The organism is Pyrodictium occultum (assembly GCF_001462395.1).
Classification (GTDB): domain Archaea; phylum Thermoproteota; class Thermoprotei_A; order Sulfolobales; family Pyrodictiaceae; genus Pyrodictium; species Pyrodictium occultum.
The window spans coordinates 453,501-467,116 of the sequence record NZ_LNTB01000001.1; the positions used below are offsets into that span (position 1 = coordinate 453,501).

Here is a 13,616-nt window from a genome sequence, read left to right on the forward strand (position 1 = left end):
TACTACATTATCTCCGGGAACTCGTCCAGCTTGTTGGTCGGATCTGCTATGCCCTCCTTCCAGGACAGCTGTAGCAGGCCGTATGCGAACTTAGCCACTATGTCGTAGTCTATTATGTTCTGGTCGGCTGTGCGGAAGAAGTTGTCTGCCCACTGCGAGCTGTGGCAGAGCTTGCACACCTTCTTCATCTCTTCACGGTGCTTGGCCAGCTCGCCGCTATACTCTATCTTCAGCAGCCTCGGGAACTTAGTCTCGCCGGGGGCGGGGCCCTCCACTATCTTGAAGCCCATGAACACTGGGTACCGGTACTCCGGCGGGGCGTTGGGGTTCTTGTGGGCCTCTATGTCCTCGGCCTTGCCGGCGAGCTGGCTCCAGCCGTAGAAGAGCGCCAGCTGCACCTTGTCGGGTATTATGCCCTTGGGTATGCTGAAGAAGTGCATCTCGTCCCATACAAGCCTGTTTTCAAGGTCGTGCGTGCCCTTCACAACTATCCTGCCGTCAGGGGTTGCTATTGTACTTATATGGCAGGTAGCGCAGGTAGGCGCGTTGAAGTCGCTGCCCGCATGCCACGGCAGGGTCTCCCAGTTCCACTTCTCGCCGTAGGCGTGCTCTATGTTACCATGGGCGCTCTCCTCGTAGATCTCTATGTGCGGGTGGCCGTAGCCTAGGTGGCAGCGGCCACAGGTCCACGGTTCGCGAGCCTGCTTGAGGCTGAAGAGGTGCCTATCATGGCACGCGGTGCAGGTGCCTATGCTGCCGTCGGGGTCTACACGGGCTGCGCCATTGTTAGGCCAGCCCCATAGGGCTACCCTGTTGACTGTGAGGCCGCGGAGCTGAACCGTCTCCTTCTTGTAGGGCACCACTATGGTGCCGGGCACTCGCCACAGGCGTGGTAGATGTAGCCGTTCCTAAAGTACGGGTGCTCCATTATGTTGCTTATAGACTTGCTCACCTTGCCATCCATTGTTGTGACAGTTATCTTTATGCCAAGCCTGCTGAGGACTGTGGTGTTCAGTACGCCGCTGGCAGGCCACAGCGGGCTTATCCAGTTCTTGAAGTCCATGTCGTAGGGGGTCACCATGCCGGTAGCCTGCTTAAGCATCTTTACTATATCGTTCTCCCTGCCGGTTTCAAGGTACTCCATTACAGCCTTAGCTATGTCCTTGTAGAAGTCCCAGTCTACCTCGTCCTTGTCGCGCTGCTTGAGCAGGTAGGGCGGGAAGTACTTGAGGTACAGCTGCTTGGCCTTGACGTCGCCGAAGGGGTTTGCGCCCTGCTTCTTGGCCCAGGCTAGTATGCCCTTATACCAGGGTAGGAACGGTGAGTGCAGAGTGCCAGTGACGTGCCAGGTCCAGCTTATCTCGGCAGCCTCCTTGGGGTGGCACCGGCTACAGTCCTTCTTGGTCACTATTGTTACTATCCTGTAGCCGAAGTGGTTCTCTATCACGTCGGGCCTATCCTGCACCTTGAACATGCCGTGGCACTCATAGCAGCCTACAACGTAAGGGTAGTTCTTGAACTTGGCAGCTATCTTGTCCGCCCACTCGGCGGCTCCAATGGCCTTGTAGAGGTCTGCCGCCTCCGCGGGGGTCGCCTGGGCGTGCTTGCTGTTAGCCCACTCGTAGACTATGCCGGGCGTGTACTGGACGTGACAAGCTTAGACAAGCCTTTGTCTGCGGGCTCACCTTGTCGCTCCGCATTAGCTCCTGTACCTTCTTCACCAGCTGGTCGCCGAATACCACATTGTCGTCCTCGGCATGCGCCGCGGGCGCCAGGGCTGCCACTGCGAACAAGAGTATAGCTTAATGCGACCCCTGCTAGGAGGAGCCTCCTCATAGCTTGGTGCCCTCCCTAACACAACCGTGGTAATAAGTTGAATATCCATAGTGTACAACTAGTTATGTTTGGATCCCTAATCTTTCGGAGCCCACCGGGGCATGCCATAACACGCTACATCAATTATTTTAACCTATGTTGTTATTCCGGTGCTCCTCCAAGCCGCCGCTGCAGCGAATAATAGCCGTAATACCTGCCCGGAGAGCCGGCGGGGAGAATCCATGGCCTTCGGGATCCAGGGCCTACGGGTTCTCGTCACCGCGTCCACACGGGGCATAGGCCATGGAGTAGCGGAGGTGCTTCTCGAAGAGGGCGCCAGGGTGGTGATCAACGGGCGTAACCGCGAGAGGATTGAGGAGGCGCTGGAGGGGCTCCGGGGCAGAGGCGAGGTCTACGGAGTGGCTGCTGATCTCACCAGGAGGGATGACGTCAAGAGGCTTGTAAACAACGCCGCCAAGCTTCTAGGAGGCCTCGACGCAGTGGTCTACGTCACGGGGCCTCCGAGGCCCGGTGTCTTCGAGGAGCTTGGGCTCGAGGACTGGGATTATGCCGCCAGGCTTCTGGTCATGAGCGCCGTCTGGGTTGCTTACTACGCGCTGCCATACCTCAGGGAGAGCAGTAGGCCGAGCCTAGTCTATGTTACCAGCGTGGCCACTAAGGAGCCTGTGGAGGGGCTTACGCTCTCAAACGCGCTCAGGATAGCCGTGCACGGGCTAGTCAAGACGCTCTCCAGGGAGCTCGGCCGGCACGGTATTAGGGTTAACGCCGTGATGCCGGGCTACATTATGACCGATCGGGTCCGGCAGCTGGCTGAGAGGAGGGCCCGGCGGGAGGGGCGTAGCCCGGAGGAGGTGCTCCGTGACATCGCCGCCTCCGTGCCCCTGGGGAGAATCGGGGAGCCTAGGGAGGTTGGCTACCTGGTGGCGTTTCTCCTGAGCCCCTACGCCGGCTACATAAACGGGGCCTCGATACCGGTCGATGGCGGGCTCCTCCACTCGGTCTTCTAGTAGATAGAACACTTAGAGCCCCTAATGCACCCCGCACAGCCCTCCGCAGGGCTGGGGGAATGGCCGCGGGAAGGACTACCGGCGCCGGTGTGGTGCGTGTCAGGATACGCGGCATCTACGCTACAGCGCTGACTAGGCTGGCTCTGGACTACGGGTTCCAGGTTGTGCAGGCCTCAAGGGTTATCGCAGGCCGGTTCGGCATACCCCAGCTGACGCTCCCTGCCGACGTCACACTGAAGAACAGTGATAGCGACCCATCAGAGCTCGTGGTTGTAGGCTATACTTGGGCTGTCGAAAAGGTTCTGGAGAAGCTTAGGGAGACCCTGCCCTATTCATTCTACTGGCGCAGCCGCCTACCGCTCCACGCCACCGTCAAGGCCAGGGTGAGGGGCCGGGCCAGCGGCGAGGCGTGCATAGCCGAGGTGGAGGGGGTTGAAGCCGAGCTTGCGGACGAAGAGGGCTGCGAGCCTGGGAGGGAGGTTGTAGCCTCCGTTGTGAGGCCTGGAGTGAAGCCGTGGGAGAGGCCACGCCTCGCCCTGGGGGCGCGCGTCATAGGGGATTATGCGATACTCTTCGAGTCCCCCCGGCCTAGGGTGACGGTAAGCGAGCATGTAAGGATGCAGGAGAAGAGGGCCGAGTTAGCGGCTCTGGCCACGGAGTACACTAGCCGGGGGCTGAGCGTCCACTGGAGGAGCAGCAGCCAGCACGCCGACGCCGAGACCCTGCGGAGACACCTCGAAGAGCTGCACCAAGCGCTCCTCGAGGCCAGGGAGAGGGCTGAGAGGGGCGGCCCCGGCGTCTACACGCCGGGCGAGACGGTGGCCGTCGTGAGGCTGAGCAGCCTGGACAAGGCTACGCTGGACACGGTGAGAGACAAGGTGACCCCAACCATAGAGCTGCATCACAGCGTGAAGAGCCTCGCACCGAGCATCTCCACTGTTGTGGACTACGCGGAGAAGCTCAAGGCGCGGGGCGTGGACCCGGCGCTGCTCCGGGAGGCCCTGCTCGACACTATGGGGGAAATGCTTTCCTCAAGGCGCAGCGTCAGGATTATCCATGTTAAGCTTGACGGTAGGGTGGTGGAGCTCGGCCGGGGCGAGGTTAGAAGTATCTACCGGGAGAACGGCCGCCTCATAGTCGTCATTGAGAGGCGGGTACGGAGCCGCGGCGTCTACGACGGGCTTGGAGCCGAGAAGGAGCCCGGAGACAGAATAGTAACGGAGATTGACACAGGCTCCTGGCTTGTGAAGCACACCTACTACTCTAGGAACGGCTGGGTAAAGGGCATATACGTCAACGTGAACACGCCCCCAGAGGTGGCGGAAGATGCCTTGGTATATCTAGACCTAGAAGTAGACGTTGTGAAGAAGCCGGGGGAGAAGCCACGCCTCATAGACGAGGATGAGCTGAAGAAGGCACTTGAATCGGGGATAGTTACGGAGAAGCTCTACCGGGAGGCGCTTGAGAAGGCTAGAAAGGCGCTGGGAGACTAACCGTTATAAAGCCCCATAATGCCGGGAGACTTTTGCATGGAGCCTGCTGGGCGCGGGGGTGCCCGAGCCAGGTCAAAGGGGGCGGGCTCAGGACCCGCTGGCGTAGGCCTGCGTGGGTTCAAATCCCACCCCCCGCACCACTGCCGCACATCTCCTCTCCCAAGCCCCTGGGATGCAGGCCGGGCCGCAATACTTCCGCCCCTCCCCCTCCCCGGAGATCCGGGTTACATACAACGTCATATACACCGTGGAGGATAACACCGTTTAAGCCCGGGACGCGGCCTTGCAGCGGATAGTCACGTTCAAGATAGAGGAGGACGTGCTAGCCGTGCTAGACCGCTATGCTAGGATGCGTAGGCTGACCCGAAGCGAGGTGATAAGGGAGGCTATAGAGAGGCTTCTAAGGAGCGAGGGTATAGAGGTGCCCAAGAGCCGTAACAGTGTAAGGTACGATCCCCGCGCGCCCGTGATAGAGGTACCAGTCTAGGTTCGGGCCCTGGCAGCGTGGTAAAAACGCCCAGCGGGTTCCGTCCGCTGCTCTTTTCCTCCTTCGGGTGCTGCGTAAGGTTCTCGCCTCTCTGTGGGGGTTCTCAGTCCCTTACAGTCTCCAGCAATGATATCACGTTCCATATTATCGTCCTGGCGTAGACCGGCATGTTGGGGTCCTGGCTTATCTCGTCGAGTATGCTTATAGCGTTCGCTGCCCTTACGCCTGGGCTGAGGCTCTCGTCGCGGAGCCGCTTGATCGCCTCCGTGGCTGCTCGCCTTATGTTACGCGGCACCGCAGTGTCATTTATTATCCTCATGAGCATTACCATGGCCTGCCTCAGCTTTGCCTCGTTGTCATAGAGGGGGGCCGCCACTGCTATCACCTCCGGAGACGTAGCCCCGGGGCATCTAGCCCCGGGTCCCGAGGGTGGAGGGCCTGGGCCCGTCTTGGAACAGCAGTCCTGGGTTCAGCTTTATTACGTTGTCCTCGTGAATGCTGTCGGCTCCAGGCTTTATGGGTGTAGAGGTGTGGGCGAGAGGGCTAGCCCGGATGTAGTACGCCGTATGGCAGACCTGCTGCGCGCTGGCGCCGCCATGCTCCCGGAGCGCTGCCCTATCTGCGGCCTCCCTCTCTTCCGGCTGCGGAGCGGCGAGGTGGTCTGCCCGGTCCACGGGAGGGTCTACATTGTTAGGGATGAGAGCGAGGCCTCTAAGGTCACAGTGCAGGGCGTGCTTGAGGAGCTCGAGAAGTTTGTCGCCTATAGGCTGAGCGAGGCTATGAGGCGCGCGGAGGCTGGGCAGGAGCCTGCAGCGATTGACGAGATACGTGGGTGGCTTGATGTGCTGGAGAGGGTTGAGCGCATCCTAGGCATGGTGTCAGTGTCGCTCGGCGAGGAGCGCCGCGGCGAGGAGAGAGGGCCCTCGGAGCCGAGGAGGAGGGGGAGGCGCTAACACTCCACGATGAGCATGGCGCTGGGCGGCTTGGAGTATAGCCTGGCCCGGCAGCCGTCCCTCAGTTCCTCCAGGAGCCTGGGGGGTAGCCCGGAGGCCAGCGGCACCGACGCCATCACCGCCCCTGCGACCAGTATCGGCTCGGCCTCGACCACCGCTATGGCTGAGGGGGCTAGGCCGCGGCGGGCTAGGGCGTAGAGGATGTAGGGGCCTACCGTGCTGCCCCTCCCACCCTCCATTATGAGCACCCTCCCGGCTATGCTGCGGCCGTCGGTCAGGGTGCCGCGCTCCGGGTCAACCTCGCCGTAGAAGGAGAGCCTGCCGTGGACCACGAGAGTCTCTCCGGAGCCGTTGCCCTCGACGATGCCGCGCAGCTTCACACGTCTCTCCGGCACCGCGCCGCACCCCGGCGGGGCCAAGCCCTGCTAGGCGCCGTAAGCCTTGACGAAATCCTCTAGGGAGGCAAGGGCCACCCTTACGCCATGTCGCCTCGGCAGGTAGAACGCCGATTTCACCGAGTCGGTTGCTATGGCCTTCAAGCCGCTCCTACCCAGCGTGCTCACCACTAGGCAGGTCCCGGGGAGGATGCGTATATTCCGCCTCGCCAGCTCCCCCGCAAGCGTCGCCAGAGGCCTAGAAGCCCTGCCAGGCACTGCTATCCACACCGGCCGCCGGAGCCTAGACACCCCGTGAGCCTCCATCAACTCCAGGACGCGGTTTACCACGTGCTCCGGGTGGTGAGGACAGCCGGTGAAGAATAGCTCGGCCTCATCCAGGCTAGCGGACTCGACCTCCTCCCGAGCCTCCCGCAGATCATCGGGGCCTAGCGCCGCTCTCTCGACGCCCCCCGGCGGCCCCTGATCCTCGGGAGACACGTGGCGCACTACACACATCGCCGTGCTGCCGGAGGCGGCTGCCGCCGCGCACATGGCTATGACCTGGCGCTTTGTTAGCCTCCCCGCATCTAGGTAGGGGAGCTCGCCCGAGAACAGCTTGCCTATCATGTAACCGAGCAGCCCTGCCTCCACCTCGCCCCTCGGCAGGGTCTCGACCCTCACGGTGATAGTTGGGCGCCGGTTTTCCTCCAGGTGAAGGCCCCAGAGGTAGGTCCTCCCGACCAGCGCGGCGGCGAGCGCTACGGGGCCGCCCTCCCTGTTGGTCCTGGCCCCATAGAGAGTGTTAGCCACCGCTACCGCGCTCGACTCGCCCCATGCCAGGTGCTCTCCGGGCCTAGGCCTGCGCAGCGCGTAGGGTATACAGGTCCCGCTGGGCTCGAACCCCATACGGAGGAGGGCCTTCACTATCCTGGCCTGCTTCTCCACATGCTCCCTCGGCACAGGGTAGGGGGGATCCATGCCCAGCGGGGCGCCGGCGGGGTTGAATGTAGAGTAGACCGCTACCCTCCCGCCGGAAGCCAGGCCCTCTATGAACTCGAGGCCCGGGTCTCCTATGTTGCTGTACGACACGCCGCTGACATGCGCATGGCTTATCCTTATGAGCCTTTCCGCTCCAAGAGCCTCGCCTATGCGGACGAGGAGCTTCATAGCCAGCTGGCGGGCCGGGCCCTCCTCGCCCTTGAGGATGCGCTCCTCCTCCCGGGTGAGGTACATGGCTCAGCTGCTACCCCCTATCCTAGGCCTGGTGTACCTTTCACGCTCGCGTATAGGGGCTGTAGCGTCCAGGACAAGCTTGTAGGTTAGCCCCTCCCTGGCACTCGGATCAAGCGTGGAGCCCCTAGCATGAGGGATAACGACTAGCCCCCTGTCAGCCTGGAACCTGGTGGCTATGGCCCACTCGACCTCCCACGGGTCATCGGGGTCTATATCGCTGTCTACAACAACCACGTGCTTGAGGCTGGGATGAGCTGCTAGCGCCGCGAGGCCGGCAGTCTTCCCATCGCCATCATGCTGCTTCTCGATAGAGATCACAGCATGCAGCCACATACCCCCCGCGGGGGTGAGCCGCACCTTCCTCACATGAGGCACAGTGCGCGCCACAGCCTCGTATATCGCAGCCTCCCTGGGGAACCCCATTAGCATCATGTGCTCGTAGCCGCCGGGCAGTATTACATGCATGTAGGGCTTGTAGACCTTGTTTACATAGACGTGCTCCACATGGAGCACGGGCTCCTCCCTGGCCCGGTCGTAGAGCTGGAGGAGGTCTACGAAGGGGCCCTCCGGCGCCCGGTCGGGGCCCAGCCTAGCCTCAATAACCATCGAGGAGCCGCAGGGCACCGGCAGCCCGTGGAGGGGAGTACGGCAAACAGCCAGGCCGCCTAGGAGGGCAGAGGCTATGCCCAGCTCGAACACGCCGTAGGAGGGGCTCGAAGCCGCGGCCAGAAGAACGCGGGGGTCGACACCTATGACAACCGCTACCGGGAGCCCCTTGTCCCCCGCCTCGCGGAGCATCCTGTAGAGGTGGCGGGGTACAACCCTTACAGCTGCATAGCTCTTATCATCGCTCACCATTATTCTATGTATGGAGGCGTTGCACACATCCCCCCTACATGCTATAAATATCGACGAGGTGACGTAAGATCCCCCATCCTTCTCGTAGAACCGCAGGGCTGGGAGGAGGGAGACCCCGGAGCCGGCCTCCTCGAAGAAGCTGCTGAACCGGCGCTCCTCGAAGCCCCCCGGGCTGGATAGGGCACGGGAGAGCCTGGAGTAGGCCTCCACATCGCTGCCCGCGCCGAGGGCCCAGTAGAGTGTCTCCCTCCCAGCTATCAGGTTTGAAGCGAAGGGCCACCCGAAGCCCCTTACACGATACACCACTATACCGCGGCCGTCATACTGTTTTATCAAGCGTGCGGCCTCGTAGCGGGGATCGAGGGGCTCTGGAGCCTCCACAAGCTTGGCTCCACGGCTTCTGGCCTCCTCAAGGAACAGCTCCACGGAAGCATCTATATTACGCATCTCAGCGGCCTCCCCGTTTCCTCGTAGTCCTCGCTAAGCCGGACACCTCCTAGAACTAATCCCTTAACCTCGCCGGTATAGGGGGTAGCCACACGAGCCACCATCCTCTGGAAGTCTATATCGCGTAGCAGACCCAGCGCCTTCTCCTCCCCATCGGGGCCTATGAGGGACACCAGGGCGTTGATGGCCAGGTTCTTGTCGAGTATATACATCTGCTTCTGGTAGACTGAGGCAGCCCTCTCAATACCCCCGGGATCCGCCTGCCCCAGGGTAACCACGTAAAGCGTGTCGTGGGTCTCGCTAGCCGCTAGCACGGGGGCCCGGAGGAGCTGCTGGAGCGTCTTCACATGTTCCCCGGGGAGCCGGGCGCCGGAGAAGAAGCAGCTCCCGTAGACAGAGACCCTGGCGAGGTCTATGTCCCTCTCGTAGAGGGGCTCCAGGTACCTGCGGTAGGCCTGGCTCCGCAGCTCCCTGCGCTCCTCCCTGCTCCGCTCCCTCCTCGAAGCCGGGCTTGGCAGGTAGGCGACGCCGCAGCGCTGCCCGGAGAAAAGCCTCTCAACCATGTGGTAGAGCTTCTCGTCGCCAACCACATACACCATGTCAACGGGTATGTACCTGGCTATCTCAGCCTTATACTCTATGGAGTTTATTCCCTGTACCCAGCCGTCAGTATCAACCACGACGACCTCGATGCCCCGGCTGCGCAGCCGGAGGGCGAGCTCCACAGCCCCTGCCACTATTCTGCGCTCGGCCCGCTGGGGAGTTATGCTCCCAACAAACCTGATGTACTCGGCCCTCAGCTCGCGGAGCCATAGCAGGGGCCGCCGAGCCTCGGCGGCGGAGACACAGGCCGGTGGCCCTACATCCGCCTGGCCCACGTCAGCGTCTACCACGCCAGCCCTCATGCCGCGGAGGAGGGCACGGTTCAGTATCATAGCCGAGAGGCTGGACTTGCCTGCATCCACGGGGCCGAGCACCATGAAGCTCTTGCAGCCCCTGCGGATCGCGTCGTCCACGCTGCGGAGCCAGGTATCGACAACCTCCTCGCCCGGCTCCGGCCGCTCAAGCGAGCCCCCGTAGCCCACCTCGACCTCGACGCTAGACTCTACAAGGGCCTTTATCGCGTAGCTGCGGTGCTTGTGGACGACGAACTCGTCCCCGTGGTTGAAAACCGCGCCGAGCACCACGACCTGGCCGTAGGATACGCGCGCCCGGAGGGGGCCGGTGGCCCTCACAACCTGGCCAGGCTCCAGCCGGATGCTGATACGCATACCTGGAGCCCCCGCCAAGTCCCCTCTAGAGCCGATATCCCTCGATGAACGCGCGGAGCGCTATAGCGGCAGCTGCACGGAGGTCGTCGGCAGCCAGCTTCTCGGCGCCCCGCACCCCCAGCAGGGGCGCCCGGTTTGAGCTGTGCTCGTCTACCAGGTACACCCGGGCGCCGCAGGCTCTAAGCTCCTCCACTAGGCCCAGGGCGCGGCCAGCCATCGAGGGAGAGGAGCCCACAGCTACCACGAGCTCCGGATGCCTCCTAGAGGCGCTGCATATCCAGCCAAGCAGCCGCCTGGAGCCCGGCGGCTCGAAGCCGCTATAGAGAACCGCGCCCGCCGAGAGAAGCACGTAGGCGAGTTTCGAGGAGCCCACGTCGACGCCCAGTATAGCCTCGTAGAGGCGGCCTTGGACCGCTTTTACGAAGTCCAGAAGCCCGGCTATCGGCCCCTCCCCCTCGTCTAGGATCACCACTCTCCCGCAGCCTTCCCCAAGGCTCTCCAGGGAGCGGTGGTCTGCAACCACTATCTCGCCGTCGCTGCAGGGGGCCGGGCCCCGGGGGACCCGGTAGCCTACACCGAGAAGCCTGGCTAGCTCCACCAGCCTCTTAGCGAGCACTGGCTCGCTACTCCATATAATAACCGTGCGCCTCCCAGGCGTGGCCGGTGGGGACCTGGCCAACCCGGAGTCAGTGACCCGGCTTACGGGGAGAATATTTGCCTGTCTGTAGGAAGCTCCTGGAAGCCCTTACCTGGCCCGGCGTGGTGCTGGTGTACGGCGCGGCGGGTGTAGGTAAGACAATGCTCGCACTAGAGTTCCTAAAGGACTACTGCAGCTCGCGATGCCTATACCTGACCACCGAGGGCCTGGACTTCGTGAAGCGCGCCGAGCGGATGGGCGTGGATATGAGCCGGGTCACGGTGTACGAGGCGCTACAGCATACAGACTTCCTAGAGCTGCTGGCCCAGCAGAGCCTCCCGCTAAACGACATAGTTGTGGTGGATAGCGTGAACTTCTTCGCCCGGAGCGGGGTGGAGAAGGCCTATGAGACCACACTGCTCCTGGCCGCCGCGCTCTTCAAACTAAGCGAAGACTATAGGGTACCCGTGGTGGAGACCGCCCAGGTACACAGCGCGGGCAACTCCTACGAGCCTGTGGCGGCGAAGGGGCTGGAGATGTGGGCGCATAACATGGTAAGGCTTGAATACGCTTCGCCCGGGCGTAGGAGGCTCCACCTGGAGAGGCCCGGCGGCCTGGAGGCGGAGTTCCGCATAGTAGAGGGAGGAGTGGAGTGGCTAGACTGCTGACCCCCACTGAGACCGTGCTCGTCCTCCTGCCAGCTCTCGCGGCCAACGGCTCCCCCGTCCTCCTAGGCCACAGGGGCACCCCGATCGACGGGGGCAGGAGGTTCATCGACGGAAGGCCGTTGCTGGGCCCCGGGAAGACCTGGGAGGGGCTGGCGCTAGGCACCCTGTATGGCTCGATAGTGGCGCTCCTCCTAGCCTCGCTCACCTGCCGCCCCCTCATACTCTGGGGCGGCATCGCCGCCTCTCTGGGAGCCTTGATCGGGGACATGCTCGCCGCGTTCATAAAGAGGAGGCTCGGCCTTGAGCGTGGAGCGCCCGCCCCGGTGCTGGACCAGCTGGACTTCTACTCCGGGGCCCTGCTGCTCCTCTATACTCTCGGCCTCGTGGTGGATCCTCTAACCGCGGTGCTCCTGGCGCCGGCGGTGTTCATGCTGCACCGCGCCACCAACATTGCGGCCAATAAGCTGAGGCTGAAGCAGGTACCCTGGTAGAAGCCCCAAGGCCGCCGCAGAGGGGCCCGCCACGTGGGTCCCCCATTTCACCTGCTACGCTCCTCCCCCGCCTCCCCGCTGCCGGAGCCCCCAGGTTTTATCAGCCCGGCCATCAGCTTCATGCGGTACCTGTAGGCAACGTACCTATCCTCCGGCGAGAAGCGGGGCGGATGGGGAACCGCTAGAGGGCCACCGCAGAGGGGGCACCGGTCGCGCCGAAGCGTGTACCTGCCGCAGACCATGCACCTTCTCATGAGCCACCTCATTGTCGCCACCCTCCTCGGGCCTCCCGGGGCTTCAGCGCTACCGCCTCTCCCTAGTGAAGTCGAAGCTCACGCCCAACTTCTCGGCCTCGGCCCTGCCGGTCTCTAGGCCCTTCTCTAGAGCCTTCTCGAGGGTCTTGTAGTCGTAGGCTTCTAGCTCAAGCCTGTAGCGGGGCGTGCCTATAGTGTAGAGCCTGACGCTTATATCACCAGAGGACTTCATTATAGCGTTCTTCACCGCGAGTAGCACCTTCTTTATGCGCTCCACACCGTCGCCCGCTAGGCTCCTAGCCGTTATGACCCCGCCTATCCTTACCCTCTTCACCTCTACATGGCGCCTTATCTCCTCGAGCAGCGGCTGTATCCACTCCTCCGGGACGCCGGCCTTGCGGAGAGCCTCCTCGCCGCGTATAGCTGCCTCCTCGAAGGCTGCCATCAGCTCCCCATAGGCCTCCTCGAGGCGCCACCCTACCTCCTCATAAGCCTGGTCCAGGCTCTTCCCCAGCTTCTGCGCCACTATCTCCAGTATCTTCTCCGCCTTCTGGGCCCTCTTCCACTCCATCATCTTGCGGCGGCGCTCATTATCGTTGACACGCTTGAGCGACACGTCCACCTGGCGGTTCCGCCTATTGACCCTGATAACCTTGACTACTATCTTCTGGCCAGGCTTCACCACGTCGTGTATGCTGCGCACCCAGCGGGAGGCGACCTCACTCCAGGGTAGGTACGCCTCCAGGCCGCCATACTCGTCCAGGTTGAGGTAGGCGCCGTAATCGTACACCTCGCGCACCGTCGCCACCACTAGCTCTCCCACGTCGGGCAACTCCTTCTTCCTCATAGGCACTGCCCTACACCCCTCTAGGGCTACACCTGCCCCGGGAACCCGAGGGATGCGTGGCCTACTAATATAACGTAGCAGCTCTAGAGCCACCCATCTTGTGCAGAGGCGCGGATCAGCAGCGAGAAGGAGACCGGGAACACTATGCTGCAGCCGGGAGGGCAAAGGGGGGCCGAGAGCACGGGTGAAAAAGCTGGGCTAGCCCAGGACGCGGACCACCTGGCCGAGTATCTTGGCCTTGCCGCCGGTGGGTTCCACTAGCTGGGCTCCACAGACCAGGCAGCGGACAGGAAAGGTGGCGTGGCTGAACACCACTTGCTCGTTGCCGCAGACGGGGCAGCGGACGAGTAGGAACTTGCTCCTCGGCTGGGGGACCAGTACCTTCAGCCGGCTCACCATAGGCTACCTCACCTCCACGAGCTCGACCTTCTTCAGCCGGATCCCCCTACGGTGCAGTATATAGCCACACTTCTGGCACTTGAGCTTGAGTACAACCTTCTTGGTTACCTTGGCGAAGCGCTTCTGCTCCGGCTTCCTCTTGCTACCATAGCCCTCCTGCTTCCTACGATACCTTCGCTCACCCTCAGCTAGGCTACGCCTCTTACCATGCTTGTATATCGTCACCGAGTGGGGTGTATGCGTCTTACAGCGCGGGCAGTAGGTGACTATAACCTTGGGCACCTTCATGGCGCTGCACCGCTACCCTACCGAACCCCGTATACCGGGCCCCAGGGGGTTCCCAGACTTAAATTAAATA

General features: G+C 62.4%; 18 protein-coding genes and 1 tRNA gene. 7 read left to right on the forward strand and 12 right to left on the reverse strand.

Annotated features, from left to right (window positions below; translation table 11 throughout):
* Window positions 1-2: 2 nt before the first annotated feature.
* Entirely contained in the window at window positions 3-878 is an 876-nt protein-coding gene (locus tag CF15_RS09180; protein ID WP_058370381.1) for a multiheme c-type cytochrome, read from the reverse strand.
* Window positions 863-1,474 carry a hypothetical protein gene (locus CF15_RS09185; protein ID WP_058370382.1) on the reverse strand — a complete coding sequence of 204 codons (612 nt, stop codon included), beginning with the start codon at window positions 1,472-1,474 and terminating at the stop codon, window positions 863-865. Before CF15_RS09185 ends, CF15_RS09180 begins: the two co-directional genes overlap by 16 nt.
* Window positions 1,475-2,057: 583 nt before the next feature.
* On the opposite strand from CF15_RS09185, the gene CF15_RS02495 reads away from it, so the two are divergent.
* From CF15_RS02495 to CF15_RS02510, 4 genes are all read left to right on the forward strand, one after another.
* The gene (locus CF15_RS02495) at window positions 2,058-2,843 is read left to right on the forward strand and encodes an SDR family oxidoreductase (RefSeq protein WP_058370383.1); all 786 of its coding nucleotides are present in this window, start codon (window positions 2,058-2,060) and stop codon (window positions 2,841-2,843) included.
* Window positions 2,844-2,902: 59 nt separating this feature from the next.
* Window positions 2,903-4,336: a ribonuclease FAU-1 family protein gene (locus CF15_RS02500; RefSeq protein ID WP_058370384.1), complete on the forward strand. Its 1,434-nt coding sequence runs from the start codon at window positions 2,903-2,905 to the stop codon at window positions 4,334-4,336.
* A gap of 52 nt (window positions 4,337-4,388) precedes the next feature.
* Window positions 4,389-4,476 (forward strand) — tRNA-Leu (locus CF15_RS02505).
* A 143-nt stretch (window positions 4,477-4,619) separates the two neighbouring features.
* Window positions 4,620-4,823 carry an aCcr1 family cell cycle regulator gene (locus tag CF15_RS02510; protein WP_058370385.1) on the forward strand — a complete coding sequence of 68 codons (204 nt, stop codon included), beginning with the start codon at window positions 4,620-4,622 and terminating at the stop codon, window positions 4,821-4,823.
* A gap of 103 nt (window positions 4,824-4,926) precedes the next feature.
* Here CF15_RS02510 and CF15_RS02515 read toward each other — a convergent pair whose 3' ends face one another.
* Window positions 4,927-5,199, reverse strand: coding sequence for a stationary phase-response protein (locus CF15_RS02515; protein WP_083494588.1), 273 nt, complete (start codon window positions 5,197-5,199; stop codon window positions 4,927-4,929).
* 154 nt (window positions 5,200-5,353) lie between these two features.
* Between CF15_RS02515 and CF15_RS02520 the strand changes: the two genes are divergently transcribed.
* The gene (locus CF15_RS02520; protein ID WP_058370386.1) at window positions 5,354-5,776 is read left to right on the forward strand and encodes an Sjogren's syndrome/scleroderma autoantigen 1 family protein; all 423 of its coding nucleotides are present in this window, start codon (window positions 5,354-5,356) and stop codon (window positions 5,774-5,776) included.
* Here CF15_RS02520 and CF15_RS02525 read toward each other — a convergent pair.
* Genes CF15_RS02525 through CF15_RS02545 form a run of 5 tightly spaced genes read right to left on the reverse strand, consistent with a single transcriptional unit; the run spans window position 5,773 to window position 10,578 of the window.
* Window positions 5,773-6,171: an aconitase X swivel domain-containing protein gene (locus CF15_RS02525; protein WP_058370387.1), complete on the reverse strand. Its 399-nt coding sequence runs from the start codon at window positions 6,169-6,171 to the stop codon at window positions 5,773-5,775. The genes CF15_RS02520 and CF15_RS02525 overlap by 4 nt on opposite strands.
* 30 nt (window positions 6,172-6,201) lie before the next feature.
* Window positions 6,202-7,386, reverse strand: a complete 1,185-nt coding sequence (locus CF15_RS02530; RefSeq protein WP_058370388.1) for an aconitase X catalytic domain-containing protein — start codon at window positions 7,384-7,386, stop codon at window positions 6,202-6,204.
* A gap of 3 nt (window positions 7,387-7,389) precedes the next feature.
* Entirely contained in the window at window positions 7,390-8,691 is a 1,302-nt protein-coding gene (locus CF15_RS02535) for a UbiD family decarboxylase (RefSeq protein WP_058370389.1), read from the reverse strand.
* Window positions 8,679-9,962, reverse strand: a complete 1,284-nt coding sequence (locus CF15_RS02540; RefSeq protein ID WP_058370390.1) for a Clp1/GlmU family protein — start codon at window positions 9,960-9,962, stop codon at window positions 8,679-8,681. Before CF15_RS02540 ends, CF15_RS02535 begins: the two co-directional genes overlap by 13 nt.
* Window positions 9,963-9,987: 25 nt before the next feature.
* The gene (locus tag CF15_RS02545) at window positions 9,988-10,578 is read right to left on the reverse strand and encodes a hypothetical protein (protein ID WP_058370391.1); all 591 of its coding nucleotides are present in this window, start codon (window positions 10,576-10,578) and stop codon (window positions 9,988-9,990) included.
* Between the two features lie 98 nt (window positions 10,579-10,676).
* Here CF15_RS02545 and CF15_RS02550 point away from each other — a divergent pair, with 98 nt between their 5' ends.
* A complete protein-coding gene (locus tag CF15_RS02550) occupies window positions 10,677-11,267 on the forward strand; it encodes an AAA family ATPase (protein WP_058370392.1) in 591 nt (196 codons plus the stop codon).
* Window positions 11,252-11,758, forward strand: coding sequence for a CDP-2,3-bis-(O-geranylgeranyl)-sn-glycerol synthase (locus tag CF15_RS02555; RefSeq protein ID WP_070807807.1), 507 nt, complete (start codon window positions 11,252-11,254; stop codon window positions 11,756-11,758). Before CF15_RS02550 ends, CF15_RS02555 begins: the two co-directional genes overlap by 16 nt.
* Window positions 11,759-11,805: 47 nt before the next feature.
* Here the strand turns inward: CF15_RS02555 and CF15_RS02560 are convergent, their stop codons facing one another.
* From CF15_RS02560 to CF15_RS02575, 4 genes are all read right to left on the reverse strand, one after another.
* Window positions 11,806-12,024 carry an RNA-protein complex protein Nop10 gene (locus CF15_RS02560; RefSeq protein ID WP_058370393.1) on the reverse strand — a complete coding sequence of 73 codons (219 nt, stop codon included), beginning with the start codon at window positions 12,022-12,024 and terminating at the stop codon, window positions 11,806-11,808.
* Between the two features lie 37 nt (window positions 12,025-12,061).
* Window positions 12,062-12,865 carry a translation initiation factor IF-2 subunit alpha gene (locus CF15_RS02565; RefSeq protein ID WP_058370394.1) on the reverse strand — a complete coding sequence of 268 codons (804 nt, stop codon included), beginning with the start codon at window positions 12,863-12,865 and terminating at the stop codon, window positions 12,062-12,064.
* Window positions 12,866-13,057: 192 nt separating this feature from the next.
* Complete coding sequence (locus tag CF15_RS02570; RefSeq protein ID WP_201783076.1) at window positions 13,058-13,258, reverse strand: 30S ribosomal protein S27e; 201 nt, start codon at window positions 13,256-13,258, stop codon at window positions 13,058-13,060.
* Between the two features lie 3 nt (window positions 13,259-13,261).
* The gene (locus CF15_RS02575; protein WP_058370395.1) at window positions 13,262-13,546 is read right to left on the reverse strand and encodes a 50S ribosomal protein L44e; all 285 of its coding nucleotides are present in this window, start codon (window positions 13,544-13,546) and stop codon (window positions 13,262-13,264) included.
* Window positions 13,547-13,616: the final 70 nt, after the last annotated feature.